The following is a 23,490-nucleotide window of genomic DNA, read 5'->3' as shown; positions in this document are numbered from 1 at the left end:
CAAACCGGAACCCCCCGGGTCAGCGGTGGCGATCACAACATCAAGGCGAGTAACAATCCTGCGATCGTTCCCCAGCGACAGCTCACGACCGACAACGAGGACCGCGAAGCACAGCGAATACGACGGCGAACATGACGGCGGACATGAAGAGGTCGGGGCCGCCGACCCCGATGACGACTGACCCCGACCGGGAATCCACTCGTCCGCTCCCCAGCGACCCACCGTCGAGGTCGCCTTCACCCACCTGCGTGCCTACGCCCGCCGCACTAACCAACGCCTGACCGACGTGGCCGAGGCCATCATGAACAACAACCTCGACACCACCACCATCCTCGCCACGCAATGACAATCCCCGCGAAGCAGACCTCGACAGCGGCGTTACCCACCTGACATCCCCGTTCTCTAGTGGCCAGTGAAGAGGATCCTGAACGGAACGGCGGCGTCCAGTGGACTGGTGAGGTTGGTCAGCAGGGCGCTCGGCGTGCGGCGAGGAACCACACCGCGTCGTGCACCGGGACCGGCAACAGCGGCGCCACGGCGGCCATGACCTCGGCCCGGTACGCGTACACGGACGCTCCGTTGTACACCCCCGGGCGGGTGGTGAGGCCCCCGCCGGGCGCGGGTGACGGAACACGACCGCTGTGGGCAGCAGCGGGTTCCGATCTCGGCGAGCCTCACCATAGAGACGGGTCCTGCGGGTAGCTGGGGGGCCAAGCGGGCCATCAACGCGGCACCGTGCTCGGCCGCGGACACCTGGCGAGCACGGCGCTGGGTGACCGCCGCGGACACCAGCTCAACCGCCGCGGCCGCGGCATGGGTCCGCTCACCGGTCACGCCGACCTGACCGCACCCCGGCGGCGCGCATGGCCCGGCGACAGCCCCGGGTTTGGTAGTAGCCGCAGCGGACCTGACCGTCAGCGTCTCGCCAGGCGTCGAGGCGGGTCCGGACCCACCACCAGGCCTGGACGGGGTCGAGGTGTTCGCCAGGACCACGCCCGATCAGGGTGCCGGCCCGAGCCCCGACCGCGGCGGGCAGGTGATCCATCGCGTGCACGATGTCCAGGTTCGACCACCCGGCGGCCCAGAACGGACGGCACAGCGCCCGCACCGCCTTGCGCGTCAACCGAGGTCTGAGTTGGTCATTCCGAGGTCATCGGCGAGGTCCCGGAGGCGGTCGGCCTCCTCCATTGGGAGCCGAGTAGCCATGAGATCGCGCGGCCCCTTGCGACGTCGCGGTGGTGTTGAGCTGACTGCCGGGGACCCGGCCGGGCTAGGGTCTGACCTCATGACCGCTGGACGGAACGCGAGTGGGGGTCCGGCCGCGGCGTCCGGCGCCGAGGCGGGGGGCTTCAGTGGCATCCGGATCGGCCGGGTGGCCGCCCCGCTGCGCGAGCAGGTGCTGGAGGGGCTGCGGAACGCGATCCTCGACTTCGAGCTGCAGCCCGGGCAGCGGCTCGTGGAGCGCGAGCTGATCGAGCAGATCGGGGTGTCCCGGGCCACCATCCGCGAGGTGCTGCGCGAACTGACCGCCGAGGGACTGGTGGTCACCGTGCCGCAGAAGGGCGCGGTGGTCTACTCGCCCTCGCCCGACGAGGCACGGGACCTCTACGCGGTCCGCGCGGCACTGGAGGCCCTGACCGTGCGCAGGTTCATCGAGCGGGCCAGCCAGGCCCAGCACGACCTGCTGCGCGCCACCGTGACCCGGCTCGAGGTGGACGTGGCCGAGGGCGCGGACATGCACCGGCTGCTGCGCACCAAGGACCTGTTCTACCAGGAGCTGTTGGCCGGCGCGGCCAGCCCGACGATCGAGCAGATCCTGGCCGGCGTGCAGGCCAGGGTGCGGCTGCTGCGGGCCACCTCGCTGTCGCAGCCCGGGCGGGCCGGGCGGATGGCGGCGGAGATGCGCGCCCTGGTCGACGCCATCACCGGGCGGAACGTCGAGCTGGCCACCCGGTTGTGCATCGAACACCTGGAGCACGCCGCGGCCACCGGGCTCGCGGCGCTGGAGGGCGTGCCGGCCGGCCGGCACTAGCCAGGTCCCGGCCCGGCCGGCATCAGCTAGTGCCCGGAGACCACCGACCAGCGCGGGACCGGGTCGTCCACCGGCCTGCCGAGGTGTAGCTGGACCCGGGCGCCGCCCCGAGGTGAGCGCCCCAGGCGGAGGTTCCCGCCGGACTCGGTCGCGGTCTGGCGGGCGATGTCCAGCCCGAGCCCGGTGGAGGCGGTGCTGGAACGCCCGCGCCGGACGACGTCCAGGTCGGGGAAGCCCGGTCCCGCGTCGTCCACGGTGACCAGGGCGCCGCCGCGCCGAGCCGCCGCGACGGTGACCCAGAGCGGCACCCCGTGCCCGGTGTGGGCGAACACGTTGCTCAGCAGCGCGTCGAACGTCGCCTCCAGGTCGGCCCGGCTGGCCTGCACCGGGATCGGCTCGGCGGGGAGGTCCTGCCCGATCCTGCGCCCGGTGTCCTCGGCCAGCACGTCCCAGAACGCGATGCGCTCGCGTGCGACCTCGGTCAGCTCGCAGCGCTGGCGGGAGGGGATCTCGCCGGCGCGCCGGGCCGTCCGGATCACCTCGGTGACCGCCTTGGACAAGGTGTCGTAGTCGGCGAGCAGCCGTTGGGTGGCGGGTGAGTCCGGGATGGCGTCGATGTCCAGGCGGAGTGCGGTGAGCGGGGTGCGCAACCGGTGCGTGAGGTCCGCGCTGCGCTGGCTCCGCTCGTCGAGCAGGTGGTCCACCCGGATGGCCAGGTGGTTGAGCTGGTCGCCCACCCGGCGGATCTCGGCGGGGCCGGCCGGGGTGACCCGGGCACTGAGGTCGCCGGCCGCCATCCGGTCGGCGCCGGCGGCCAGGTCGGCCACCGAGCGCAGCAGGCCGCGGGCGAGTCGTTCCGCCAGCAGGACGGCAACCAGCACCGCCGCCGCCGACAGGGTCAGGCTCAGTACGGTCAGCAACGCCGATTCGGCGCCGGTCGTCTCGTCGCTGGCCTGGACCCGGACCACGGAGTCGCAACCGGGACCGGTGCGGACCGGCACCAGCACCTCGACGCCGTCGGCGACGCGCCCGGTCGAGGTTGCGCAGGAACGCAGCGCGGTCTGAATCGAGGGCGACGGGGACGTCGGCACGCCGAGCACCCGGCCGTCCGAGGTGACGATCGAGACGGCGAACCCGTGCTCGGCGTGGGTGGACAGATTCGGCGGTGGCACCGCGTGGGCCAGCGGCACCAGCACCGCGGCCTGCTGCATGGCGGTCAGGGCGACCCGGCTGTCGGCGTCCCGGCGGATCAGGATCAGGACCGGTACCAGGAAGATGATGAGTACGACCGACAGCGCGGCCAGCACCACCGTGACCAGATGTCCGCGCACGGCCGGTCAGCCCGTCGGGTCGGCCAGCCGCAGCCCGACACCGCGGACCGTGTGCAGGTAGCGCGGTGACTGCGCGCTCTCGCCGAGCTTGCGCCGCAGCCAGGACAGGTGCACGTCGACGGTCTTGTCCGCTCCGCTGAACGGGACCTGCCACACCTCGGTCAGCAGTTCCCGCTTGGACACGACCTCCCCGGGCCGCTCCGCCAGGTAACAGAGCATGTCGAACTCGCGGGGCGCCAGCTGCAACTGCGTGCCGTCCAGGGTGACCGTCCGGCGGGCCTGCTCGATGACCAGTCCGCCGATCGAGAGAGCCGGCTTCGGATCACGCGCGTTCAGCCGGCCCCGGCGCAGCGTCGCGCGGATTCGTGCGACGAACTGGTCGCCACCGAACGGCTTGACGAGGTAGTCGTCGGCGCCGGCGTCGAGCATGGAGACGATCTGGCGCTCCTCGTCACACGCGGTAGCCACGATGATCGGAACCTCGCTCACGGCCCGGACCATGCGCAGGACCTCCGTGCCGTCGACATCGGGGAGTCCCAGGTCGAGCACGATCAGGTCAGGTTGGCAGTCCAGGGCCGCCTGGAGGCCGGCGAACCCGGACGAGGCGGATGTCGTCGCGAAGTCACTCACGGTCAGTGACCGGATGAGTCCGCGGCGGACGTCGGCGTCGTCCTCGATCACGAGGACATGGGGCACGAGCGGGAGGATATCGGGCCCCTGGTTCCGCCCCACGCGGGGACGGTCGCATTCTTGCCTGCTCAAGCAGAGTCACCTCTGCGACTCCGGCTCGTTGGCGCCATTAGGCCTGACGTGCGGGGGAACGTCGTGGCTGATCGGCGCGACGTAGCTTCTGGGGGTATGACGGTGTCGAACGCACCGCGAGGACAGCGGTACGCGAGGGGGAGTGGCTCGCCGGCCGCGGACGGGTTCCGGGACCGGGTGGTGGCGACCTCCAGGACCCAACCCATGTGGTCCCGGGGTCGGCCGTCGGGGCCGGTGCGCGCGGGTGGACCGGTGCCGGGTCCGCCGAGGGTTCCGTTGCCGATGACCCGCCCGGTGGCCGGCACGCCCGCCGCCGGTGCTCCGCCCGGCCGGGCCGAGGCGCCCGGTGGTGAGTTCAGTCGGGGGCGGGTGTGGCTGGTTGCCACGCTGTGCGGTCTGCTCGGCCTCTCGCTCGTGCTCGTGGCGCTGGCCGTGGCGGACAAGCGGGTGGGTGTGCTGGCGCCCCTGTGGGGTGGCGGCGGCCCGCCGACGACCCAGGCGGCACCGCCCCCGCCGGTGCCCGCTCCACCCGCTGGGGAGGTTCCGGCGACCGAGCCCGCGAAGGCCGCCAAGTCGGCCAAGCCCGCCGAGGCGGCGAAGAAGGCCCGCGCGCGCCAGACCGCGCCCTCGGCCGCCGACCAGGGGTCATCGGACAGCGACTCGTCGGAGTCGGACAGCGATTCGTTCGAGCCGGGCGGTCCGCCCGGCTACGGCCCGGGCCACGGCTGGGGCCAGTACGACCGGAACCAGCGGCTGGCGCAGGAGATGATGCGGTACCGGATGAACGCCGGTTACCCGGAGCACCATCGATAGTCCCGGGAACCGCTCGACCGCCCGTGGTCGGGCCGACCCGTCACAAATATAGGGGCTCCTTATCTCCGCCTTATTGTTCGCTCTGGCAGGCTCAATTGCGTGGGTGAATCTGTGATGGTTGACGCCGGAGTGAAACTGCGGGAATCCGCACTATCAGTGGCCGAGGTAGCCGGTGTGCTGAATGTTTCGAAAATGACCGTGTACCGGCATATTCAGAGTGGCCGGCTCGACGCGGCGCAGGAGGGCGGCTCGTACCGGGTCTCCGCCCAGTCCCTGCGGCGGATCCTCGAGGACGACTGGCGCGAGCGGCGCTGAGCCGCGCCCCGCGCCGGCGAGCCGCACAGACCAGGTATCGCCCGCACAGAGCTTGCAGACTCTGTACGAGCGCCACGGGGTCTGTGCCGGGGATTGCTGTGCCGGGGGCCGGCGTGCCGAGGGGTGCTCGCCGGTGCACGCGGACTGCTCGGATCTGCTCATTACGGGTGAGTTGCCGCAACTCATGGTCAACGCAACCTGAGTCGGGTTTCTGGCCGGAAAAACCCGACTCAGGTTGCGTTGACCATGAAAACGTACGAAATGTGAGCCTAGGGGGTGCGCGGATGACCCTAGGAGCTGAACTCGCCAAGGGCGCCGCGCCGGCGAGCCGCACAGTCCGGGTACCGCCCGCACAGAGCTTGCAGACTCTGTACGAGCGCCACGGGGTCTGTGCCGCCGATCACGGCGAGCGCCACGGCGATGACGGCGGTCAGCGCCGCGGGCGGGTGGCAGCGCGTGGGGTGGAGGCTGTTCGATGGTCGCCGGAGCACCGCGACCACGGGGAGCGTTCATGCGCGAGATCTGGCGGCTCGATGACGGGGTGACCCGGTCGGTGAGCCCGGAGAACTTCAGTGGCACCAAGGGCGCCGGCGGGATGGCCAGCGAAGGCACCGGCGCGGCGGCGGCCAGGGAGTTGGGCCGGGGTTGGAAGGTGTCGCCCTCGATCCACCTGGCCGAGGGTGACACCGCGACCCTGGCGGACGTCGAGGGACCGGGGGTCGTGCAGCACATCTGGTTGACCACCGACCGCGGCAGCCTGCGCCGCCTGGTGCTGCGGATGTACTGGGACGGCGAGGCACACCCCTCGGTCGAGGTGCCGCTCGGCGACTTCTTCTGCAACGGCTGGAGCGACGAGCTGGCCCTGGTGAACTCCGAGCCGATCGTTGTCGCGCCGGCGGGTGGCCTGAACAGCTACTGGCAGATGCCGTTCCGCGGCCACGCCCGGATAACGCTGGAGAATGTGAGTGGGCACGATGTTCCGGTGTATTACCAGGTAACGTATACACAGCGGGAATTACCTGAACGAACAGGTTATCTGCACGCTTTCTGGCGACGCAGCAATCCTCTCGGACATCCGGCGGTACACACCATTGTGGACGGTGTCCGTGGTCGCGGGCGCTATGTCGGAACGTATCTGGCGATAGAGCCGGGCGACGCCGGCTGGTGGGGCGAGGGCGAGCTGAAGTTCTACCTCGACGGCGACGACGAGTTCCCCACGCTCTGCGGCACGGGCACCGAGGACTACTTCGGCGGAGCCTGGAACTTCGACCTCAACGGCCGCTACCTGCCGTACTCGACGGCGTATCTCGGCCTGCACCAGGTGCTGCCCAGGGACCGGATCTACCGGCCGGAACAGCGGTTCGGGATGTACCGCTGGCACACTCCCGACCCGATCTACTTCGAGCGGGACCTGCGGGTGACGGTCCAGGCGCTCGGCTGGCAGTCCGGCGGCCGCTACCGCCCGCTCAACCGGGCCGACATCGCCACGACCGCCTTGTGGTACCAGGCGGAACCGCACGCGCTCCGCGATCCGCTGCCGACCGAGCACCTGGCCACGACCCGGCTGGCGGTCCCGCCCAGCGCCGGCGGCCTCGGTGCCCGGGTCCGCTCCCTGCTCCGACTCAACCGCTAGGACCGCTACGCGGCCAGTGCGGCGTAGCGGCCGTGGTTGCTGAGCAGGTTGTGGTGATCGCCGGACTCGACGATCCGGCCCCGGTCGAGGACCGCGATCTGGTCCGCGTCCCGGACGGTCGAGAGCCGGTGCGCGATCGTGATGGTGGTGCGCCCGGCGGCGAGGGTGTCGAAGGCCTGCTGGACGGCGCGCTCGGTCTCGTTGTCCAAGGCGCTGGTGGCCTCGTCGAGGATGAGGATCCGGGGGTTGCGCAGCAGGGTGCGCGCGATGGCGATGCGCTGCTTCTCGCCCCCGGAGAAGCGGTAGCCCCGCGATCCGACGACGGTGTCGTAGCCGTCGGGGAGCCCGGCGATCAGCTCGTGCACCTGCGCGGCGCGCGCGGCGGTCTCGATCTCGGCGTCGGTGGCGTCCGGCTTGGCGTAGCGCAGGTTCTCCCGCACGGTGGTGTGCAGCAGGTAGGTGTCCTGGCTGACCACGCCGACGATCGCGCTGAGGTCGGCCAGTCGCAGGTCGCGCAGGTCGATCCCGTCGATGGTGATGCGCCCGCCGGTCGGGTCGTGCAGCCGGGAGACCAGTCCGGCGAGCGTGCTCTTGCCCGACCCGGTCTCGCCGACCAGGGCCAGGGTCGTACCGGCCGCGACCTCCAGGCTGACACCGGCAACGGCGGCGGTCGTGCTGCCCGGGTAGCCGAAAGTGACGTCCTCGAAACGGATGTCCCCGCGCACCCGGCTCGGGTCGATCTCCACCGGGTCGGCCGGGTCGGCCACGTCCACCGGCAGGTCGAGGTACTCGAAGATCCGGGCGAACAGGGCGAGCGAGCTCACCAGCGAGACCCCGACGTCCAGCAGCCCCATCAGCGGGCGGAACAGCCCGGTCTGCAGGGCGGTGAAGGCCACCAGTGTGCCCAGGGTGAGCTGCCCGGACGTGGCGGGCAGGCCGGCGCTGAGGTAGATGACCGCCGGGATCGCGGCGAAGATCACGCTCATCGTGGCCATCCGCCAGCGGCCGGCCAACTCCGAGCGCAGTTCGAGGTCGATGAGGCGCGTGGAGGACTCGGTGAACCGGGTGACCAACGCCGTCGCCGTGCCCATGGTCTTGCTGAGCGCGATCCCGTTGATGGACAGGCCCTCTTCGATGGTTACGTTGAGGTCGGCCAGCTCGCGCTGTCGTTGTGCGGTGATCTCCCGGCGCATCCCGGCGACCTTGCGGGTGAGGTAGATGGCGGGCGGCATCACGACGAGCGAGATGAGCGAGAGCCGCCAGGAGAGCGCCGCCATGGCGACCGCCGTCGCGACGACGGTCGTCAGGTTCGATGCGATGGAGGTCGCCGTGGAGGTGACGACCGACTCCATGCCGCCGATGTCGTTGGTGATGCGGGACTGGACCTCGCCCGCCCGGGTGCGGGTGAAGAAGGCGAGGGACTGGCGCTGCAGGTGGGCGAAGACGCCGGTCCGCAGCGTGTGCATGACCCGTTGCCCGACCTTGGTGCTGAGCCAGGTCTGGATCACGCCGAACGCCGCGGTCACCGCCGCCGTCGCGAGCATCCCGATGACCAGCCAGACGAGCAGGCGCAGATCCCGTCGCGGCAGCGCGTCGTCGATCACCGCACGGAGCAGGAACGGCGAGGCCATCCCCACGACGGAGGATGCCACGATGACCGCGACGACGACCGCCAGCTGTCCCGTGTAGGGCTTGAACAGGCGGCCGACCCGTCGGAGTGAGACCTCGCTGGCCTGCTGCTTCTCAGCGGCGGTGGCCTTCCTGCGGGGACCCCGGCCGCCGGCGGCTGGGCCGTTGCCGGTGCGGCCGGGCGTTCTGGCCCGGCCGTCGTCCGGGGCGGGGCGGGTACCCCCGCCGCGGTGTTGGTATGTGTCAGTGGTTTCCATGGCGGAACCACTCCTTTCGGATTGGTCGCGGTCCCGGTCGAAGTCACGGGACGCGGAAGCTCAGGGCGGACGGCGGCGATGCCGGCCGTTTGCAATGCTGAGGTTACCTCAACATGAGGTTACAACACGAAGCGCTGCTAACCTATTCCGATGGCACGGGACGAGGACGAGACGCTGCCGGAGGCGTTCTGGCGGGTCGCCCGGCTGTTGCGCCACAGGTCCCGCGAGGCGATGGCCCCGTGGGACATCGCGCCCTCGCACGGGCGCGCGCTCGCGGTGCTGCGACGCCACGGCGCGCTGCGCCTGAGCGAGCTGTCCGAACACCTGCGCATCGCGCCGCGCTCGACCACCGAGGTCGTCGACATCCTGCAGGCCCGTGGCCTGGTCGAGCGGCATCCCGATCCGAAGGATCGCCGAGCCACGTTCGTCGAGTTGACCCCGGAGGGGCACCGGGTCGGGGACGCGATCGAGGCGAACCGTGCGGCCGAGGCCGAGCGCATCTTCGGGGCGCTCAGCGCCGGCGACCGCGAGCAGCTGGCCCGGATCCTGCGCACGCTGCACGGTTAGGGTCAGCGTTTCGGCCAGTGCCACGACGGGCGCTGCAGCTCTCCCTGGCCGTCGAGCATCGTCTCGCCGAACTCCTTGCGCAGCTCGAGAGTGGTGACGTCCTCGGTGAGCTCGTGCGCGGCGGCCTCGATCGCCCGGATCAGCGGCTGCGCGTGGGACACGACGATGAGCTGGGACTGCTTCGCGGCGGTGGCGATCAGACCGGCCAGCGCGGGCAGCAGCTCCGGGTGCAGACTGGTCTCCGGCTCGTTGAGGACGAGCAGTTCGGGCGGGCGCGGGGTGAGCAGCGCGGCGACCCACAGCAGGTAGCGCAGCGTGCCGTCGGAGAGCTCCGCGGCACCGAGCGGGCGCAGCAGGCCGTGCTGGTGGAACCGCAGCTCGAAGCGGCCGTCGGTGGTGGTGACCTCGAGACGGGCCCGGGGGAACGCGTTGTCGACCGCGAGGTCCAGGCCCTCGACGTCGCCGATCTCCTGGACGGTGCGCAGGGCCGCGGCGAGGTCGGCGCCGTCGTGGCCGAGCACCGGGGTCCGACTGCCGATCCGCACCTGGCGGGCGGGGGCCTCGGCATCGGTGCGGAACTGGTCGTAGAAGCGCCAGGAGCGGATCTGCTCGCGCACGATCAGCAGCTCAGGGCAGCGGCGCGGGTCGCCGAACTCGCTGATCATGCTGTCGGTGAGTCGGATCGGATCGATGTCGCCAGCCCAGGCGCCGGTCCGGTCGCGGGTGCGCACCGTCGGCCCGGCCCGGTCCGCGAGCAGGGTGGCCGGACGTAGCGAGGGCCCGGTCCAGACACACTCGCGCTTGAACTCGGGGTCGAGGTTGAACAGCGTGTCGGCGGGGATCGGGAAGCCGAGGTCGAGCGCGTAGCCGAAATCGCTGCCGGCGAAACCGAGCCGCAGCCCGACCGGTTTCGTGCGCCGGGTGGGTTGCGGCGGAGTGCGGCCGTCCCGGACCGCGCGGCCGATGACCTCCGGGCCGGCCCACAACGTGGAGGGCAGGCCGCCCTCCCTGGCGAGCGCGGCGACCGCGCCGTTGCGGGAGGCGTCGGCGAGCAGTCGCAGCGTGCGGTACAGGCTGGACTTGCCGCTGCCGTTGGCCCCGGTGACGAGGGTCAACCGGGACAGCGGCAGCACCAGGTCGCGCAGTGATCGATAGTTCTCGACCGCCAGGGTGGTCAACACCGGATCGAGGCTAGAGCGTGTCCCGCCCTAGCCGTCGTTCCGGTCGCCCGCCCGCCGGCCCCTCCGCTGGAGGGTCAGGGGCGCCGGCGACCGCCGGACTTGTCCCGGTCACCGCCGGTGGAGGTGTAGGGCAGCAGCGCCACCTCGCGGGCGTTCTTCACCGCGACCGCGACGTCACGCTGGTGCTGGCGGCAGTTGCCGCTGACCCGGCGGGGGCGGATCTTGCCCCGGTCGGAGATGAACTTGCGAAGTATGCCGGTGTCCTTGTAGTCGATCTGCTGCTCTTTGTCCTTGCAGAACGCGCAGATCTTCTTCTTCGGCTCGCGCAGTACTGGCTTCGGCATGGGGAATGGCTCCTGAGGTGTTGATTCTAGAGGTCGGGCGGGTGGGTCTCGGCCGGTCAGGTGGGGCTTCACGCGTTGCCGCGCGAGTGCCGCCCCTTGCGGCGTCAGGTCGAGTTCATCGTTCGGTTCGGTCGTCGTACTGCTGCGCGGAAAGCCGGTGTTGACCTTGTTCCCGAGCCGTTCGACCAGCTCGCACCGCGAGAGAACGTCCTCGTTGTGCTGCCGTGCCTCCCTGAGAGGTCGCTCGGGTCGAGTAGGTCATCAGGTCAACAGTATCGCCTTACCGGCCGGCGCCGGTCAGACCGCCTCCCACTCGTGCGTGCCGGCGCCGGTCGCGCGACCGTTCAGCGGCCCGTTCGGGAGGCCCGGTGCCGCCGTCCGAGGGTGGAAACAGGGCCGGTCCGCCGGTGTCAGCACTCACATCTCGCCCGCCTGAGGCAGCATGTGAGGGTGCGAGGTGCGACCGTGGGGTAAGCCAAGCGAGGAGGTCCGACGTGACTGGTACGCGCGAGGTTCCATTTTACGACCGTGATGGCGCACATTGGATGACGCTCGAGATGGGCGTCGACGAGCGGGGTGAGCCGCCCGAGGCGGTGCAGCTCCTTGGCCCGGAGGCCGGCCGGGCGGTGCAGTGCGAGTTCAGCCGTGAACACAGGCCCGGTGAAGACCCTCCGTGGGCCTACGTGGAGATCAACCGCACCTGGCGGGGTGAGCCCACCCCGGGTAGTCAGGAGGCGCTGCGGCGCGTCCTGGACTCGCATGACTGGCCGAGTCTGACCTGACCGGGTTCGAGCACCGGCGTCTGGGGAGGTCCGCAAGCCGTCGCCACGACCAGTGCCCCGCACTGGGAAGGGCCTGAATGATGCTGCTCGTCGCAAGCGGTGATCCAGTTGGATGCGTCGCAAGGCTTGTGTCGTCTTCGGAGTGGCGGAGACCGTTGTCTCGGCCACTCCGAGGACGACGCCGCGAGGCGCCGACCGGTCACCGCCCGCCGCTAGGCGCGCCGGGGTCGAGATCAGGCCGCGCTGTCGGTGACGCGGCGTTATCCCCGGCGTCACGGCGGTGGTTGTGTCCCGTTCGCAGGGCGTAGGGGTCCCAAGTGCCAAGTTCCAGCGACCAAGCCGTCGCCATTAGTGGCGCGGTTTGTGGGCGCCCTGGACACCGCCGGGGTGCATGCCCCGGACGCGTTCGGCGCCCCGGGCGCGCTGCACCAGGGTGAGCCGGTGGCGCGGTGCGGCCACAAGCGCTCGGTAGCTCCGGTGCAGCACCAGGCCGAGAACGATCGCGCACAGCACCGCCAACACGACATGCCACCATTCGGTCGCCCAGAAGTGGATCACCCCGACCACCAGGGCGGTGACTGCGAGCGCGGCGGTTTTGATCAGCGCCACCCGCAGCCGCACCATCCGGTCCCGAACGCCCCTGCGCAACTGAGGTGCGGTGCGGGAGATCACCCACAGCCAGTACACGCCGAGTAGCAGATGAGCGATGTAGCCGGTGATCTGTCGTAGGCCCATGACGGGCTCCTCGAGCACCTGGTGCGGGAGGCGGCAGTTTAGACGCGAAAAGCAGGCAGCCGGGCCGTGGTGGAAAGGTTGGGCCGAACGCGGCACGCCCGGTGGTCCGGGTGCCCCGCCGGGCCGGCCGCCGGTCGGGTGTGGGCCGGGGCAGGCTGGGTCAGGATTGTCCGATCCCGCACAGCAAGGCGTCGACGACCAGGTCCGCCGCCGGGGCCGGCTCGATGTCGGGGAACTTGGACGACACGAGATCGATCATGCGGAGGAGTAGTCCTCTTGCCATGCCGTCGGGCAGGTCCTCCCGGAGGACGCCTTCCTCGACGGCGCGCTGGACGAACGCGCTGAACCGCTCGCGCTGGCCCAACATCCGGTCGTAGGCCTCGGTGTCGCAGCGCACCCGTTCCGGGTCGACCGGCCAGCGCCGCATGACCGGGACAATGCCCTCGACGTAACGGTGCAGCGCCACCGCGACCGGAGCGACGTCGAACCGGGAATCGGTGAACACCTGGTCCGTCGCGTCGAGCTTGGTGCGGAACACCGCGGCGAGCAGCGCCTCGCGGGTGGCGAAGCGTCGGTAGACGGTGCGCCTGTCGACTCCGGCTTCGGTCGCGATGGTGGTAATGCTGGTGCTCGGGTCGTGGGCTAGCAGCCGGGCGCCGGTCTGTAGGACCGAGTCGAGGTTGCGAATCGCGTCAGCTCGCATATCTCTCATCGTACGAACCACATGTGGCAGATTTGGCTACTTATGCCACAGGACACACCTATGTTCCCCCGTTTCCGCTACAAAACTGTGGCTCTTAACGAGGGGACCTTCCGTGCGTCGACCTGTGACGCACGGGGTGGAACGAAACTTGTGGTGTGTGCCACCCGCCGTCCTTGGGCCGGGTCCGGCGCTCGGCGGGTGTTCAGGCGCTCCTAGGCCAGGAAGCCGCGCAGCAACGCGGCCGTGCCCGCGAGGTGCTCGGCCATCAGGCGGCGGGCACCGGGTGCATCGCCGTCGATGATCGCGGTGGTGAGATCGGCGTGCTGCTGGTTGGAATGCGCGATGTTGACCTCGAGCAGGGGGATCGCGTCGAGGAGCTCATTCATCTGCATGCGGATGTCGGCGACCAGTCCGGTCAGCGTCGGCACCCCGGCGACCTCGGCGATGGCGAGATGCAGTCGGGAGTCGAGGCGGCGGTAGTCCGAGGGGTCGGCGCCGGTGGTCTCGGCGAGCCGGCGCGTGAGATGGGCGCGTTCTTCGGGGCTGAAGGACCGCTGCGCGGCGGCTTCGGCGGCCCCCGTCTCCAGCACGTGGCGCAGCGTCAGGCGTTCCTCGAGCGTGGCGTCCAGTGCGCGGGCCTGCAGACGTGGTTCGACGTGCAGGCTCACCGGGTTGGACACCCTCGAGGTCCGCAGCGCGGCACCGGATCGAGCCACCTACCTGCGCCACCCCGACCTCGGCCGGCGCCTCGACCCACACTGCGACACCCTGCCCGCCCCCACACCCCACAACCCCGACAACCCGGACCACCCCGGCGAGCCCGCTGGTGGCCGCTTCGACGTGGTCTTCGTGATCGCGGACGGACTATCCGCGCGCGCGGTGCACGATCACGCCGCGCCGATGCTGCTCGCGGTACTGCCCCGCCTACCCGACTGGCGAATCGCCCCGGTCGTACTGGCCACCCAGGCCAGAGTCGCCCTCGGCGACGAAATCGGCCAACGCCTGCGCGCCGACCTGGTCGTCATGCTCATCGGCGAACGCCCCGGCCTCAGCGCCGCCGACAGCCTCGGCATCTACCTCACCGCCCACCCCACAACCGGCCGCCGCGACCACGAACGCAACTGCATCTCCAACATCCACCCACCCGGCGGACTCGACTACCACCGAGCCGCCGACACACTCACCCACCTCATGACCCAAGCACGCCACCTCGGCATCACCGGCACCACACTCAAAGACGACCTTCCGACGCTGCCCGAAGGTTCCGCGGGGTCGGTGTAGGCGTCTTCTGACGTGGCAGGGTCGTGCGAACCGCATGTTCTGTCACCATGGTCCGGTGCGGACCGAGAATGCGGCGGAGCCGGTCCTGGAATGGACGGCCGGAGCGGTTGCTCGCCATCTAGGGGTGGCGGCGTCGACGCTGCGCAGTTGGAGCCGCCGCTACGGGCTCGGTCCGGAGGCGCACGCGGCGGGCCGGCATCGCCGCTTCGGGGCCGAGGACATCGCGCGGTTGGAGACGATGAGTCGGCTCGTCGCCGGCGGGGTCGCCCCTTCGGCGGCCGCCCGCTGGGTCCAGACCCGTTCCATCGATGAACTGTCCAATCCCGACCCGTCGGCCGCCGATCTGAACGACGGGGGTCTCGAGCCGACCGGGCCTGGCAGCGGGAAGCCCGCGCGGGCCCGGGTCGTGTCCGGTGTGGTGAGTGCCGCGTTGCGTCTGGACGGCGAGGCGATCGCGGCGGTCGTGACGCGTGAGCTCGACGAACTGGGCGTGCTCGACGCCTGGAACACGGTGTGCCTGCCGGCGATCGAGGAGCTGGGCAGCCGGGTGGCGCAGGGTGTGCACTGTGTCGACGCGGAACACCTGCTCTCGTGGACGATCACCGCGGCGATGAGCCGAGTGCCACTGGCAACGCCGACGCCGGGCTCGCTGGCGGCCGTGCTGGCCTGCGCCGAGGACGAGCACCACACCTTGGGTCTGGATGCCCTGCGCGCCGGATTGTCCGAGCGGGGTTGCAGTGTGCGGATGCTGGGGGCGGACACCCCGGCCACCGTGGTGGCTGGAGCGGTTCGGCGCAGCCGCCCCGGTGCTGTGGTGGTCTGGTCCCAGACCCCGCGTACCGCTCGGCCGTCCGGGCTCGCGGCACTCACCGATGTCCCGGGGATGGTGGTGATCGCCGCTGGCCCCGGCTGGATCGGGCGCAGGCTGCCGGCCGAGGTCACGCGGCCGGACTCCCTCCGTACCGCCCTGCTCATCACTGTGGGTGCCACCCAGGCACCGGTGCGGCACTCGGCCGCTCTCTGAGCCGTACCGCCGCCGGGTGCGCCGTCCCGCTCCACCGACCGTGCGGACGCGTCTGCGCAAAGCGTTGCGTAAACGATGCGAGTACGGCTCAAGCGCAGTAGAGTGCGTCTTGGCGGCAGGATTCGACGTCGCGGGAGGCACGGAGCATGAGTGGTCTCACCACACCCACGAGCCCCGCCGCGGGCGGGGGCGCCCGGCCCGCCGGGCTGTTGGATGCCGTTGACCAGCGGCTGCATCCGGCGGCTGGGCTGCGCAAGCAGTTCAACAAGGTATTCCCGACCCACTGGTCCTTCATGCTCGGGGAGATCGCGCTCTACAGCTTTGTTGTGCTGTTGGCCTCCGGGACCTATCTGGCAATTTTTTTCGACCCGTCGATGGCCGAGGTCACCTACAGCGGCCAGTTCGACAACCTGCGCGGGTTATCCATGTCACGGGCGTTCGAGAGCGCGCTGCGAATTTCCTTCGACGTGCGTGGGGGATTGCTGGTCCGCCAGATCCACCACTGGGCGGCGCTGTTGTTCCTCGCCGCAATGGTTGTCCACATGTTCCGGACATTCTTCACCGGGGCGTTCCGGAAGCCGCGGGAGACCAACTGGATCATCGGCGTGGTGTTGATCCTGCTGGGGATGTTCGAGGGCTTCAGTGGCTATTCACTGCCCGACGACCTGCTGTCGGGTACCGGGCTGCGGATCGGGTCGGGCATCACCCTGTCGGTACCGGTGGTCGGTACCTGGGTGCACTGGGCGCTCTTCGGTGCGGAGTTCCCCGGCACCGAGATCATTCCGCGGCTCTACATCGTGCATGTGTTGCTGCTCCCGGGCCTGCTGCTTGCGCTGATCGCCGTCCACGTGGGCCTGGTGTGGTACCAGAAACACACGCAGTTCCCCGGGCCCGGACGCACCGAGCGCAACGTGGTGGGTGTGCGCATCCTGCCCACGTTCGCGGCCAAGGGCGGGGCGTTCCTCGCGGTGACGGTCGGTGTCATCACGCTCATGGCCGGGGTGTTCCAGATCAACCCCATCTGGAACTTCGGGCCGTACAACCCCGCGCACATCTCGGCCGGATCCCAGCCGGACTGGTACATGGGGTTCACCGACGGCATGCCACGGCTGTGGCCGTCCTGGGAGATATACCTGGGCAACTACCTCATACCCGCGGTGTTCTGGCCGATCGCCTTCTTCATTCCGTTGATCTTCGGAGTGGCCATCGGCTACCCCGCCATCGAGCGTCGCTTCACCCGCGACCGGGCCCACCACAATCTGCTGCAGCGCCCGCGTGACGTTCCTGCCCGCACCTCGCTGGGTGTCCTGGCGATCGTCTTCTACTCCTGGCTGGTGGCCGCCTCGGGCAACGATCTGATCGCGCTCAAGCTCAACATCTCACTCAACGCGATGACCTGGGCGGGCCGGATCGGACTGCTCCTGCTGCCGCCGCTGGCGTATTGGGTGACCTACCGGATCTGCCTCGGTCTGCAGCGCGGCGACCGGGCGGTACTCGAGCACGGCATCGAGACGGGCATCATCCGGCGGCTGCCGAACGGCGCGTTCATCGAGATCCACCAACCGCTCGCCGGCCCGGGGACCGACGGCCACCCGGTCCCGCTCACCTACCAGGGCGCGCCGGTGCCGAAACGGTTGAACCAGCTCGGTTACGCGGGGCATCCGGTACCCGGATCGCTGCTGCGCCCGGACTCCGTCGAAGAGACTCAGGCATTGGAACGGGCGCGATCGGAACAATCCGGATCGCAACGAAGAGTTGTCAAGCAATGAGGAGTCAGATGATCGGAATTCATCGCGGTGGTCACGACGTGGTACTGGTTACCGATGCGCCGCGCTCCTATCTCGAGGAGCTCGCGGTCCGTAAGCGGCGCTACGGAATTCTGATGGCATTTCGGATTCCGTGCTTACTGCTGGCTGCCATCCTCTATCACATTCCCTGGTTGGCGGTCGCAATCCTCGCGCTGTCGATTCCACTGCCCTGGATGGCGGTGTTGATCGCCAACGACCGCCTGCCCCGGTCCGCGTCCAGGGTCGAGCGCCCTACTCGTCAAAGTGATGCACAAGCGATTCAAGTGGGCCATAACTTGGGTGAAGATGCTAGGGGGAGGTGAGCGTCGTGGCCGACCCGGACCCGCCACCTCCGCTCTTCGCCGATGGGCAGGGGGCCCGTCCGTGCGCGAGACTGGAGTTCGACCCGCCGGACGGTCAGCTCCTGGACCGGATCGTCAACGGTGACGCCGGCGCGGTCGCTGCCCTGTACGACCGCTACAGCCGGCGGGCCTACACCCTCGCCCGACGGGTGTGCGGAGACCAGAAGCTCGCCGAGGAGGTCGTCTACCAGGTCTTTCTTTCAGTCTGGCGCGATCCGCGGCGATTCGACGACGGGCGGGACCAGTTCGGCACGGCGCTGCTGACCCTGACCCATCGACAGGCGGTCTACGCCCGGTGTCAGCGCTCCGGTGTCTCCACCCCGGCGGTCCGCTGATACTCGGCGAGGGTGTGTTCGTCCGGTGGGTAGGTGCCGCGCAGCGGAGACCCGGCGTCGATCTTCGCCAGGATGAAGTCCTCCAGGTGCTCCTGGCGCGCCGCTGCCTCGGCGACTTCCCCGGCCAGTTCTCTCGGTAGGCAGATGACGCCGTCGTGGTCGCCCACCATGATGTCGCCCGGATAGACGGCCACTTCGGCGCAGCCGATGGGTACCTGCAGGTCGACGGCGTGGTGTTGGGCGAGGTTGGTGGTCGCGGCGGCGCCGGCCGCGAAGGTCGGCAGGTCCAGGGTGGCGAATCCCTGGCTGTCGCGGACCGCCCCGTCGGTCACGATGCCGGCGGCGCCGCGGCGCAGCAGCCGGGTCGCCAGGATGTGCCCGAGCGATGCGGCGCGGGTCTTGCCCCGGGCGTCGATCACCAGCACGGCCCCGGGTGGGACGGACTCGACGGCTTTGCGCTGTGGGTGGTCGTAGTCCTGGAAGACGGACAGTACGTCGAGATCCTCGCGGGAGGGGATGCAGCGCAGCGTGAAGGCCTCACCCACCAGCCGCGAGCGCCCGGGGTTCAGCGGGGCGAGCCCGGCCAGGTAGGTGTTACGCAACCCCCTGGCCATCAACTGGGTCGTCAGCGTCGCGGTGGACACGGTGCCGAGGGTCCGCAGGGTGCTGGCGCTGATCGGCGGGTGGATGGCCATCGGATACTCCTAGATCGGGGGTGCCGCTCTCCCGGTCGATCATGGTTCAATCGCGGATCGTCCGCACCCGCCGGCGATGCCCACCCGATCGACCTACCCGATCGAACCACCGGATCACGCGGCCCGGATTCCGCGGTCCCGGTGCGGATTTTCGGATCAGGCTCTGCCACCCACCGATCCTGTGGCCGTCCGGGCCGCCGTGGAGAGGCGATGGGTGCGACCGTGTAGCGGTGGCCGAGCGGAGGAGCCCCGGATGACCCAGACGCGCGAGGTCCCGTTCTTCGACCGTGACGGCGAGCACTGGATCACGTTGGAGATCGAGGTCGACGCCGAGGGCAAGCCGCCGGAGATGGTGGAGATCGCGTCGGCCGAGGACAAGGGCCGTCAGGTGCAGTGTCAGTACCGCCGCGAGCACCGGCCGGACTCGGACCACCAGTGGGTCTACGTGGAGGTCGGGCGCACCTGGCGGGGTGAGCCGGCGCCGGGCAGCCCGGAGGCGTTGCGGCGGCTGCTCGACTCGAAGGAATGGCCGCACTGACCAGCTGAGGGGAGCGGCCCGAGGTTGACACCAGTTGAACTGGTGTGCACTCTCGACACCAGTCGAACTGGTGTCAGGAGATGGACCACATGCATGCTGTCCAGGTTCGGGAGTTCGGTTCCGCCGACAGGTTGGCCTGGGTCGAGGTGTCGGATCCGACGCCGGGGCCGGGCGAGATCGGTGTCCAGGTGGCCGCCGCCGCGGTGAACCGCGCGGATCTGCTGTTCCGGTCCGGCCGCTACCACAGCGGTCCGGCGCTGCCCGCGGTTCCGGGCTCCGAGGGTGCTGGAACGGTGGTCGCCGTCGGCGCGGGAGTGGACGACCTTGCGGTCGGTGACCGGGTCGTGGCGTGGGGCCCGCTGGGTGCGCCCGGCTTCTACCGGGAACTGGCGGTGGTCAGCGCGCGGCGGGCGCTGCCGGTGCCCGACGGGGTGAGCCTGTCGGCCGCCGCGGCGCTACCGGTCGCGTGGCTGTCCGCCTGGTACTGCCTGCGCCGTCTGGCCGCCGTGCGGGCCGGCGACTCCGTCCTGATCTACGCCGCGGCCAGCGGTGTCGGGAGCGCCGCGGTGCAGATCGCCAAGGACGCCGGCGCGTCGGTGATCGCCGTGGTCGGGTCGGCGGAGAAGCGGGCCTGGGTGCGTGAGCTCGGCGCCGACCACGCGCTGGACCGCCATGAGCACGACGTCGTCCGGGAGACCAACCGCATCACCGATGGTCGCGGGGCGGCGGTGGCGCTGGACCTGGTGGGCGGGGACAGCTTCGCCGAGAGCCTGAAGGCGGTGGGGCGGGCCGGGCGGGTGGTGGCGATGGCCAATGTCGCACTCGCACCGAGCACGATCGACACCCGCGACTTCTACCCGAAGAACGTCAGCATCCACGGTTTCCAGATCACCGACCTGATGCAGCACGGCTGGGATCCCCGGCCGGATCTGCGGGAGCTGCTCGCGGGAGTGGCCGCCGGCCGGTTCACCGTGCCGATCGACGCGACGTTCAGCCTGGAACAGGCCGGTCAGGCGCACCGGCACCTCGAGTCACGGGACACCAGGGGCAAGGTGATCCTGACCTCGGCCTGACAGCGCGGCCCATCGGCAACCGGTTCACCCGGTGTCAGAATTGTAGGATCGGACCATGACGTCGGCGCAGCGCGGACCAGGGGGGCAGGAGGCCTTCGTATTCGTCGGCGGCTGTCCCTCCCTGGACCTGGTGGCGACGCTAGGGCGCAGGCACGACAGTCCGGTGGAGCGCATCCCCAACGCCGACACACTGTCCCGCTGGTTCGTCGAGCAGGGCCTGCTGACCGACCCGCCGCCGGCGACGGACCGGGACCTGGATCGGGCTCGCCGACTCCGCGAGGCGATCAGCGCCATCGTGCGGTCGTCGATGGGCGGTGCCGCGGCCGGTGCGGAACCACTCGGCGTGGTCAACGAGTTCGCCGCACTGGCCGACCTGCCGCCGCGGCTCGCGGCGGGCACGGACGGCAGGGTGGTGACCGCTCCCTCGGCGGGGAGCCCGTCCCAGGCGCTGGCGACCATCGCCCGGGACGCCGCGCGCCTGCTCGGCGGACCGAGAGCGACGCGGATCAAGGAGTGCGCGCACCCGGACTGCTCGCTGGTCTTCCTGGACGAGACCCAGTCCGGTCGCCGGCGCTGGTGCTCGATGGACCGCTGCGGCAACCTGGTGAAGATCAAGGGTTACCGGGAACGACGCGGCCGGCAGAGCTGACCCGCGGCCGGCGCGGGTCCGGGCCCGCCGCCTGGTGCTCAGTCGCGGTCCAGGAACTCGTCGATCACCGGGGCCAGCGTCTCCGGTTCGGTGAGTGCGGCCAGGTGGCCGCCGCGGTAGCGGTGCAGCTGACCCCTGGGTAGCAGCCGGGACATGACCGAACCGTTGACCGACGGGATGAGCGGGTCGTCGTCCCCGGCCAGGACCAGGGTGGGCTGCCGGATCATCGGCAGCCACGGCAGGCTGGTCCAGGAGCCGATCGCCGCCAGCTGGTAGAGGTAGCCGCGGACCGGGGTGGCGCGCATCGAGCTGTGCAGCACCGCGACGGTGGTGTCCGGAGCGGTCCGCGCGCTGCCGCCGTAGATGTCACCGGCGATGCTGCGCGCGTAGTCCGGATCCCGGTGCCGCCGGGGGGTGAGCATCCGGGCGAGCACCTTCGGCGTCGCGGGCACCATGCACATCCCGGTCGCGGTGGCCAGCAGCACCACCCGCCGGCAGAACCACGGGTGCTGGAAGGCGAACTGCTGAGCGAGCCCGCCGCCCCAGGAGATGCCCAGCACGTCGGCCCTGGCGTAACCGAGCCGATCCAGTAGCCCGCGCATGGTAAAGGCCAGCTGGTGGTAGGTGTAGGGCAGCTTCGGCTGGGCCGACCCGCCGATGCCCGGGACGTCGAACCGGACCACCGGCCGGCCCGGGTCCAGCTCACGGACCAACGGGTCGAACAGCTCCATGCTGGAGCCGATGCCGTTGCACAACACCAGCGGCACCCGCCCCGGCTCGCCGGGCTGGTGCAGGTAGGCCAGCTCTCGGCGCCCCACCCTGATGCGGCTGGGCTGCGCTGATCGGCTGGCACGGGTTCGGCCGTCCGCGCCGCCCCGGTTCGGTGGGGTGGTCACTTGAGCTTGACGTAGCTACCCGGCGCCGAGGCGAGCGGTGGGTGGTCGGGCCCGCCGGGCGCGCTGGGCGCCGGGACCTGTTCGCCGGTGCGGGCGTGCAGCCAGGTACTGAAGTCCGGCCACCACGAGCCGTCGACCACCTGCGAGCCGGACAGCCAGGCGGCCGCGTCGGCGGGGTTGTGCTCGGCGGTGCGGAAGTTGGCCTTCTTGTTGCCGGGCGGGTTGACGATCGACGCGATGTGCCCGCTCGTGGACAGCACGAACCGGCTCTTGCCGCCGAACAGCTGGGTGCTCTGGTAGCACTTCTGCCACGGGCACAGGTGATCGGCGACCCCGGCGGTGATGTAGGTGTCCAGGTGTACCCGGGACAGGTCGACCGGCGAGCCGAGCATGGTCGCGGTGCCCCGTTCGGTGAGCGCGTTGCGCTGCGACAGGTGGATGAAGTCGCGGTGCAGCCGGGCGGTCATCCGGGTGGTGTCGGCGTTCCAGAACAGCACGTCGAACGGCTTCGGCGCGTTGCCGAGCAGGTAGCTGTCCACCCAGTAGTTCCAGACCAGGTCGTTCGGCCGCAGCCAGGCGAACACCTCGGCCAGCGACCGCCCGTCCAGGTAACCGCGCGCCGCCGAGGCGCGCACCGCCGCATCGGCCGCCTCCTGGGTGAGCAGGGCCCCGGTCACCCCGGCGTCGCGCTGGTCCAGGACGGCGACGGACAGCGCGGCCGCCGCGATCCGGTCCAGCTCGCCGATGGCGGCCAGATGCCCGAGCACCATCGACGACAGCACCCCGCCGGAGCAGAGCGACAGCAGCGCCGCGCTCGGCGCACCGGTAACCGTGCGGGCGGCGTCGACCGCGTCCAGGATCGCCGCGCCGTAGGTGTCGAACCCCCAGCGCGCGTGCCGCACGTCCGGGTTGCGCCAGGAGATGGTGAACACCTGGTGGCCCTGCCCGACCAGGTACTCGATCAGGCTGCGACCGGGCGCGATGTCCGTGACGTAGTACTTGTTGATCGTCGGCGGCACGATGAGCAGCGGGATCGCCCGGACCTTCTCGGTCGTCGGGGCGTACTGCATGACCTCCAGCACCTCGGTCCGCAGCACGACCGCGCCGGGGGTGGCGGCGACCGTCTCGCCGACGGTGAACGCGTCGGGCTCGACCATGCTGGGCACCCGGGGCGGCTGGGCGAGGTCACCGGCCAGCCGGCGCGCGCCGCGCACGAAGTTGACGCCGCCGGTGTCCACCACGGCCTTGAGCGCACGCGGGTTCAGCAGCGGGTTGTTGCTCGGGGCCAGTGCGTCGGACAGGTTGGACACGATGGTCTGCACCCGGAGCCGGTCCGGTTCGGCGAGCCGGGCGTCCTCCACGAGTGCCTCGGCGGTGCGGCTGGTGGCCAGGTGGGCCTGCAGTGCGCGGTGCAGCAGCGGGTTTCCCGACCATGCCGGGTCGGTGTAGCGGCGGTCCCTCGGGTCGGGCTGGGTGTTCGAGTTGCCGACCACGATGCGGCCCAGCTCGCCGACGAGGCCGCGCACCCGGCCCACCACCTTCACCGGCCGGTTCGCCAGGCCTCGGACGAGCCGCAACGCCGTCGCGTCCGGCACCAGACGCCGCCAGTTGCCCCGCACCGCGTCGGTGAGCAGCAGGTCCAGCGGGGCGCCGGCCAGATCCGCCGCGTCCCGGGATTCCCAGTCGGTCCGTCCGTTCATTGCACAAACCACCTCCGTTGGTGGGACGACCTCGTCGCGCCGAAGCCCCGTTCGGCGTCCCGGGCG

General features: G+C 70.6%; 26 protein-coding genes. 14 read left to right on the top strand and 12 right to left on the bottom strand.

Annotated features, from left to right (window positions below; all coding sequences use genetic code 11):
- Positions 1-823 precede the first annotated feature (823 nt).
- The gene (locus ACTXG6_RS29270) at positions 824-1,123 is read right to left on the bottom strand and encodes a hypothetical protein (RefSeq protein ID WP_445182624.1); all 300 of its coding nucleotides are present in this window, start codon (positions 1,121-1,123) and stop codon (positions 824-826) included.
- A 162-nt stretch (positions 1,124-1,285) separates the two neighbouring features.
- Here ACTXG6_RS29270 and ACTXG6_RS29265 point away from each other — a divergent pair, with 162 nt between their 5' ends.
- Entirely contained in the window at positions 1,286-2,032 is a 747-nt protein-coding gene (locus tag ACTXG6_RS29265; protein WP_445182623.1) for a GntR family transcriptional regulator, read from the top strand.
- A 26-nt stretch (positions 2,033-2,058) separates the two neighbouring features.
- Here ACTXG6_RS29265 and ACTXG6_RS29260 read toward each other — a convergent pair whose 3' ends face one another.
- On the bottom strand, positions 2,059-3,363 hold the full coding sequence (locus ACTXG6_RS29260; RefSeq protein ID WP_445182622.1) for a HAMP domain-containing sensor histidine kinase: 1,305 nt from the start codon (positions 3,361-3,363) through the stop codon (positions 2,059-2,061).
- Positions 3,364-3,369: 6 nt separating this feature from the next.
- Entirely contained in the window at positions 3,370-4,059 is a 690-nt protein-coding gene (locus ACTXG6_RS29255) for a response regulator transcription factor (protein WP_445182621.1), read from the bottom strand.
- A gap of 348 nt (positions 4,060-4,407) precedes the next feature.
- Here ACTXG6_RS29255 and ACTXG6_RS29250 point away from each other — a divergent pair, with 348 nt between their 5' ends.
- From ACTXG6_RS29250 to ACTXG6_RS29240, 3 genes are all read left to right on the top strand, one after another.
- Positions 4,408-4,938, top strand: coding sequence for a hypothetical protein (locus ACTXG6_RS29250; protein WP_445182620.1), 531 nt, complete (start codon positions 4,408-4,410; stop codon positions 4,936-4,938).
- Positions 4,939-5,052: 114 nt separating this feature from the next.
- Positions 5,053-5,253, top strand: a complete 201-nt coding sequence (locus tag ACTXG6_RS29245) for a helix-turn-helix domain-containing protein (protein ID WP_445190128.1) — start codon at positions 5,053-5,055, stop codon at positions 5,251-5,253.
- Positions 5,254-5,764: 511 nt separating this feature from the next.
- On the top strand, positions 5,765-6,886 hold the full coding sequence (locus tag ACTXG6_RS29240; protein ID WP_445182619.1) for a glycoside hydrolase family 172 protein: 1,122 nt from the start codon (positions 5,765-5,767) through the stop codon (positions 6,884-6,886).
- A 5-nt stretch (positions 6,887-6,891) separates the two neighbouring features.
- Here ACTXG6_RS29240 and ACTXG6_RS29235 read toward each other — a convergent pair whose 3' ends face one another.
- On the bottom strand, positions 6,892-8,772 hold the full coding sequence (locus tag ACTXG6_RS29235; RefSeq protein ID WP_445182618.1) for an ABC transporter ATP-binding protein: 1,881 nt from the start codon (positions 8,770-8,772) through the stop codon (positions 6,892-6,894).
- A 150-nt stretch (positions 8,773-8,922) separates the two neighbouring features.
- Here ACTXG6_RS29235 and ACTXG6_RS29230 point away from each other — a divergent pair, with 150 nt between their 5' ends.
- A complete protein-coding gene (locus ACTXG6_RS29230) occupies positions 8,923-9,339 on the top strand; it encodes a MarR family winged helix-turn-helix transcriptional regulator (RefSeq protein WP_445182617.1) in 417 nt (138 codons plus the stop codon).
- Positions 9,340-9,341: 2 nt separating this feature from the next.
- On the opposite strand, the gene ACTXG6_RS29225 is transcribed toward ACTXG6_RS29230, so the two are convergent.
- A complete protein-coding gene (locus ACTXG6_RS29225) occupies positions 9,342-10,520 on the bottom strand; it encodes an AAA family ATPase (protein WP_445182616.1) in 1,179 nt (392 codons plus the stop codon).
- Positions 10,521-10,594: 74 nt separating this feature from the next.
- On the bottom strand, positions 10,595-10,864 hold the full coding sequence (gene rpsR, locus ACTXG6_RS29220; protein WP_445182615.1) for a 30S ribosomal protein S18: 270 nt from the start codon (positions 10,862-10,864) through the stop codon (positions 10,595-10,597).
- Positions 10,865-11,409: 545 nt separating this feature from the next.
- On the opposite strand from rpsR, the gene ACTXG6_RS29215 reads away from it, so the two are divergent.
- On the top strand, positions 11,410-11,646 hold the full coding sequence (locus tag ACTXG6_RS29215; protein ID WP_445182614.1) for a hypothetical protein: 237 nt from the start codon (positions 11,410-11,412) through the stop codon (positions 11,644-11,646).
- 348 nt (positions 11,647-11,994) lie between these two features.
- On the opposite strand, the gene ACTXG6_RS29210 is transcribed toward ACTXG6_RS29215, so the two are convergent.
- The 3 genes from ACTXG6_RS29210 to ACTXG6_RS29200 all read right to left on the bottom strand — a co-directional run bounded on the left by ACTXG6_RS29210 (position 11,995) and on the right by ACTXG6_RS29200 (position 13,752).
- Entirely contained in the window at positions 11,995-12,381 is a 387-nt protein-coding gene (locus ACTXG6_RS29210) for a hypothetical protein (protein ID WP_445182613.1), read from the bottom strand.
- 160 nt (positions 12,382-12,541) lie between these two features.
- A complete protein-coding gene (locus ACTXG6_RS29205; protein WP_445182612.1) occupies positions 12,542-13,084 on the bottom strand; it encodes a TetR/AcrR family transcriptional regulator in 543 nt (180 codons plus the stop codon).
- 212 nt (positions 13,085-13,296) lie between these two features.
- Positions 13,297-13,752, bottom strand: coding sequence for a FadR/GntR family transcriptional regulator (locus ACTXG6_RS29200; RefSeq protein ID WP_445182611.1), 456 nt, complete (start codon positions 13,750-13,752; stop codon positions 13,297-13,299).
- A 4-nt stretch (positions 13,753-13,756) separates the two neighbouring features.
- Here ACTXG6_RS29200 and ACTXG6_RS29195 point away from each other — a divergent pair, with 4 nt between their 5' ends.
- The 5 genes from ACTXG6_RS29195 (at position 13,757) to ACTXG6_RS29175 (ending at position 17,873) form a co-directional block, all read left to right on the top strand.
- A complete protein-coding gene (locus tag ACTXG6_RS29195) occupies positions 13,757-14,365 on the top strand; it encodes an ethanolamine ammonia-lyase subunit EutC (protein ID WP_445182610.1) in 609 nt (202 codons plus the stop codon).
- A 55-nt stretch (positions 14,366-14,420) separates the two neighbouring features.
- Positions 14,421-15,389: a MerR family transcriptional regulator gene (locus ACTXG6_RS29190; RefSeq protein WP_445182609.1), complete on the top strand. Its 969-nt coding sequence runs from the start codon at positions 14,421-14,423 to the stop codon at positions 15,387-15,389.
- A 146-nt stretch (positions 15,390-15,535) separates the two neighbouring features.
- Positions 15,536-17,158, top strand: a complete 1,623-nt coding sequence (gene qcrB, locus ACTXG6_RS29185; protein WP_445182608.1) for a cytochrome bc1 complex cytochrome b subunit — start codon at positions 15,536-15,538, stop codon at positions 17,156-17,158.
- Between the two features lie 8 nt (positions 17,159-17,166).
- Positions 17,167-17,499, top strand: a complete 333-nt coding sequence (locus tag ACTXG6_RS29180) for a DUF3099 domain-containing protein (RefSeq protein ID WP_445182607.1) — start codon at positions 17,167-17,169, stop codon at positions 17,497-17,499.
- Positions 17,500-17,504: 5 nt separating this feature from the next.
- Complete coding sequence (locus ACTXG6_RS29175; RefSeq protein WP_445182606.1) at positions 17,505-17,873, top strand: sigma factor; 369 nt, start codon at positions 17,505-17,507, stop codon at positions 17,871-17,873.
- Here the strand turns inward: ACTXG6_RS29175 and ACTXG6_RS29170 are convergent.
- Positions 17,837-18,568: a ribonuclease activity regulator RraA gene (locus ACTXG6_RS29170; RefSeq protein ID WP_445182605.1), complete on the bottom strand. Its 732-nt coding sequence runs from the start codon at positions 18,566-18,568 to the stop codon at positions 17,837-17,839. The genes ACTXG6_RS29175 and ACTXG6_RS29170 overlap by 37 nt on opposite strands.
- Positions 18,569-18,821: 253 nt before the next feature.
- On the opposite strand from ACTXG6_RS29170, the gene ACTXG6_RS29165 reads away from it, so the two are divergent.
- The 3 genes from ACTXG6_RS29165 (at position 18,822) to ACTXG6_RS29155 (ending at position 20,828) form a co-directional block, all read left to right on the top strand.
- Entirely contained in the window at positions 18,822-19,106 is a 285-nt protein-coding gene (locus ACTXG6_RS29165) for a hypothetical protein (RefSeq protein WP_445182604.1), read from the top strand.
- A gap of 89 nt (positions 19,107-19,195) precedes the next feature.
- The gene (locus ACTXG6_RS29160) at positions 19,196-20,179 is read left to right on the top strand and encodes a quinone oxidoreductase family protein (RefSeq protein WP_445182603.1); all 984 of its coding nucleotides are present in this window, start codon (positions 19,196-19,198) and stop codon (positions 20,177-20,179) included.
- A 55-nt stretch (positions 20,180-20,234) separates the two neighbouring features.
- Entirely contained in the window at positions 20,235-20,828 is a 594-nt protein-coding gene (locus ACTXG6_RS29155) for a CGNR zinc finger domain-containing protein (protein WP_445182602.1), read from the top strand.
- Positions 20,829-20,866: 38 nt separating this feature from the next.
- Here the strand turns inward: ACTXG6_RS29155 and ACTXG6_RS29150 are convergent, their stop codons facing one another.
- The gene (locus ACTXG6_RS29150) at positions 20,867-21,724 is read right to left on the bottom strand and encodes an alpha/beta fold hydrolase (protein WP_445182601.1); all 858 of its coding nucleotides are present in this window, start codon (positions 21,722-21,724) and stop codon (positions 20,867-20,869) included.
- Positions 21,721-23,424: a PHA/PHB synthase family protein gene (locus ACTXG6_RS29145; protein ID WP_445182600.1), complete on the bottom strand. Its 1,704-nt coding sequence runs from the start codon at positions 23,422-23,424 to the stop codon at positions 21,721-21,723. The genes ACTXG6_RS29150 and ACTXG6_RS29145 overlap by 4 nt, the downstream gene beginning before the upstream one ends.
- Positions 23,425-23,490: the final 66 nt, after the last annotated feature.

The organism is Pseudonocardia sp. Cha107L01 (assembly GCF_052566575.1).
This window is presented reverse-complemented; position numbering and strand designations above follow the sequence as displayed.

What these genes read in the sequence shown, in the direction of transcription:
- ACTXG6_RS29145 (WP_445182600.1), bottom strand. Translation starts at nt 23,424, where the DNA reads ATGAACGGACGGACCGACTGGGAATCCCGGGACGCGGCGGATCTGGCC.
- ACTXG6_RS29205 (WP_445182612.1), bottom strand. Translation starts at nt 13,084, where the DNA reads ATGCGAGCTGACGCGATTCGCAACCTCGACTCGGTCCTACAGACCGGC.
- rpsR (WP_445182615.1), bottom strand. Translation starts at nt 10,864, where the DNA reads ATGCCGAAGCCAGTACTGCGCGAGCCGAAGAAGAAGATCTGCGCGTTC.
- ACTXG6_RS29160 (WP_445182603.1), top strand. Translation starts at nt 19,196, where the DNA reads ATGCATGCTGTCCAGGTTCGGGAGTTCGGTTCCGCCGACAGGTTGGCC.
- ACTXG6_RS29230 (WP_445182617.1), top strand. Translation starts at nt 8,923, where the DNA reads ATGGCACGGGACGAGGACGAGACGCTGCCGGAGGCGTTCTGGCGGGTC.
- ACTXG6_RS29250 (WP_445182620.1), top strand. Translation starts at nt 4,408, where the DNA reads ATGACCCGCCCGGTGGCCGGCACGCCCGCCGCCGGTGCTCCGCCCGGC.
- qcrB (WP_445182608.1), top strand. Translation starts at nt 15,536, where the DNA reads ATGAGTGGTCTCACCACACCCACGAGCCCCGCCGCGGGCGGGGGCGCC.
- ACTXG6_RS29240 (WP_445182619.1), top strand. Translation starts at nt 5,765, where the DNA reads ATGCGCGAGATCTGGCGGCTCGATGACGGGGTGACCCGGTCGGTGAGC.
- ACTXG6_RS29210 (WP_445182613.1), bottom strand. Translation starts at nt 12,381, where the DNA reads ATGGGCCTACGACAGATCACCGGCTACATCGCTCATCTGCTACTCGGC.
- ACTXG6_RS29235 (WP_445182618.1), bottom strand. Translation starts at nt 8,772, where the DNA reads ATGGAAACCACTGACACATACCAACACCGCGGCGGGGGTACCCGCCCC.
- ACTXG6_RS29180 (WP_445182607.1), top strand. Translation starts at nt 17,167, where the DNA reads ATGATCGGAATTCATCGCGGTGGTCACGACGTGGTACTGGTTACCGAT.
- ACTXG6_RS29165 (WP_445182604.1), top strand. Translation starts at nt 18,822, where the DNA reads ATGACCCAGACGCGCGAGGTCCCGTTCTTCGACCGTGACGGCGAGCAC.
- ACTXG6_RS29245 (WP_445190128.1), top strand. Translation starts at nt 5,053, where the DNA reads ATGGTTGACGCCGGAGTGAAACTGCGGGAATCCGCACTATCAGTGGCC.
- ACTXG6_RS29215 (WP_445182614.1), top strand. Translation starts at nt 11,410, where the DNA reads ATGACGCTCGAGATGGGCGTCGACGAGCGGGGTGAGCCGCCCGAGGCG.
- ACTXG6_RS29155 (WP_445182602.1), top strand. Translation starts at nt 20,235, where the DNA reads ATGACGTCGGCGCAGCGCGGACCAGGGGGGCAGGAGGCCTTCGTATTC.
- ACTXG6_RS29265 (WP_445182623.1), top strand. Translation starts at nt 1,286, where the DNA reads ATGACCGCTGGACGGAACGCGAGTGGGGGTCCGGCCGCGGCGTCCGGC.
- ACTXG6_RS29170 (WP_445182605.1), bottom strand. Translation starts at nt 18,568, where the DNA reads ATGGCCATCCACCCGCCGATCAGCGCCAGCACCCTGCGGACCCTCGGC.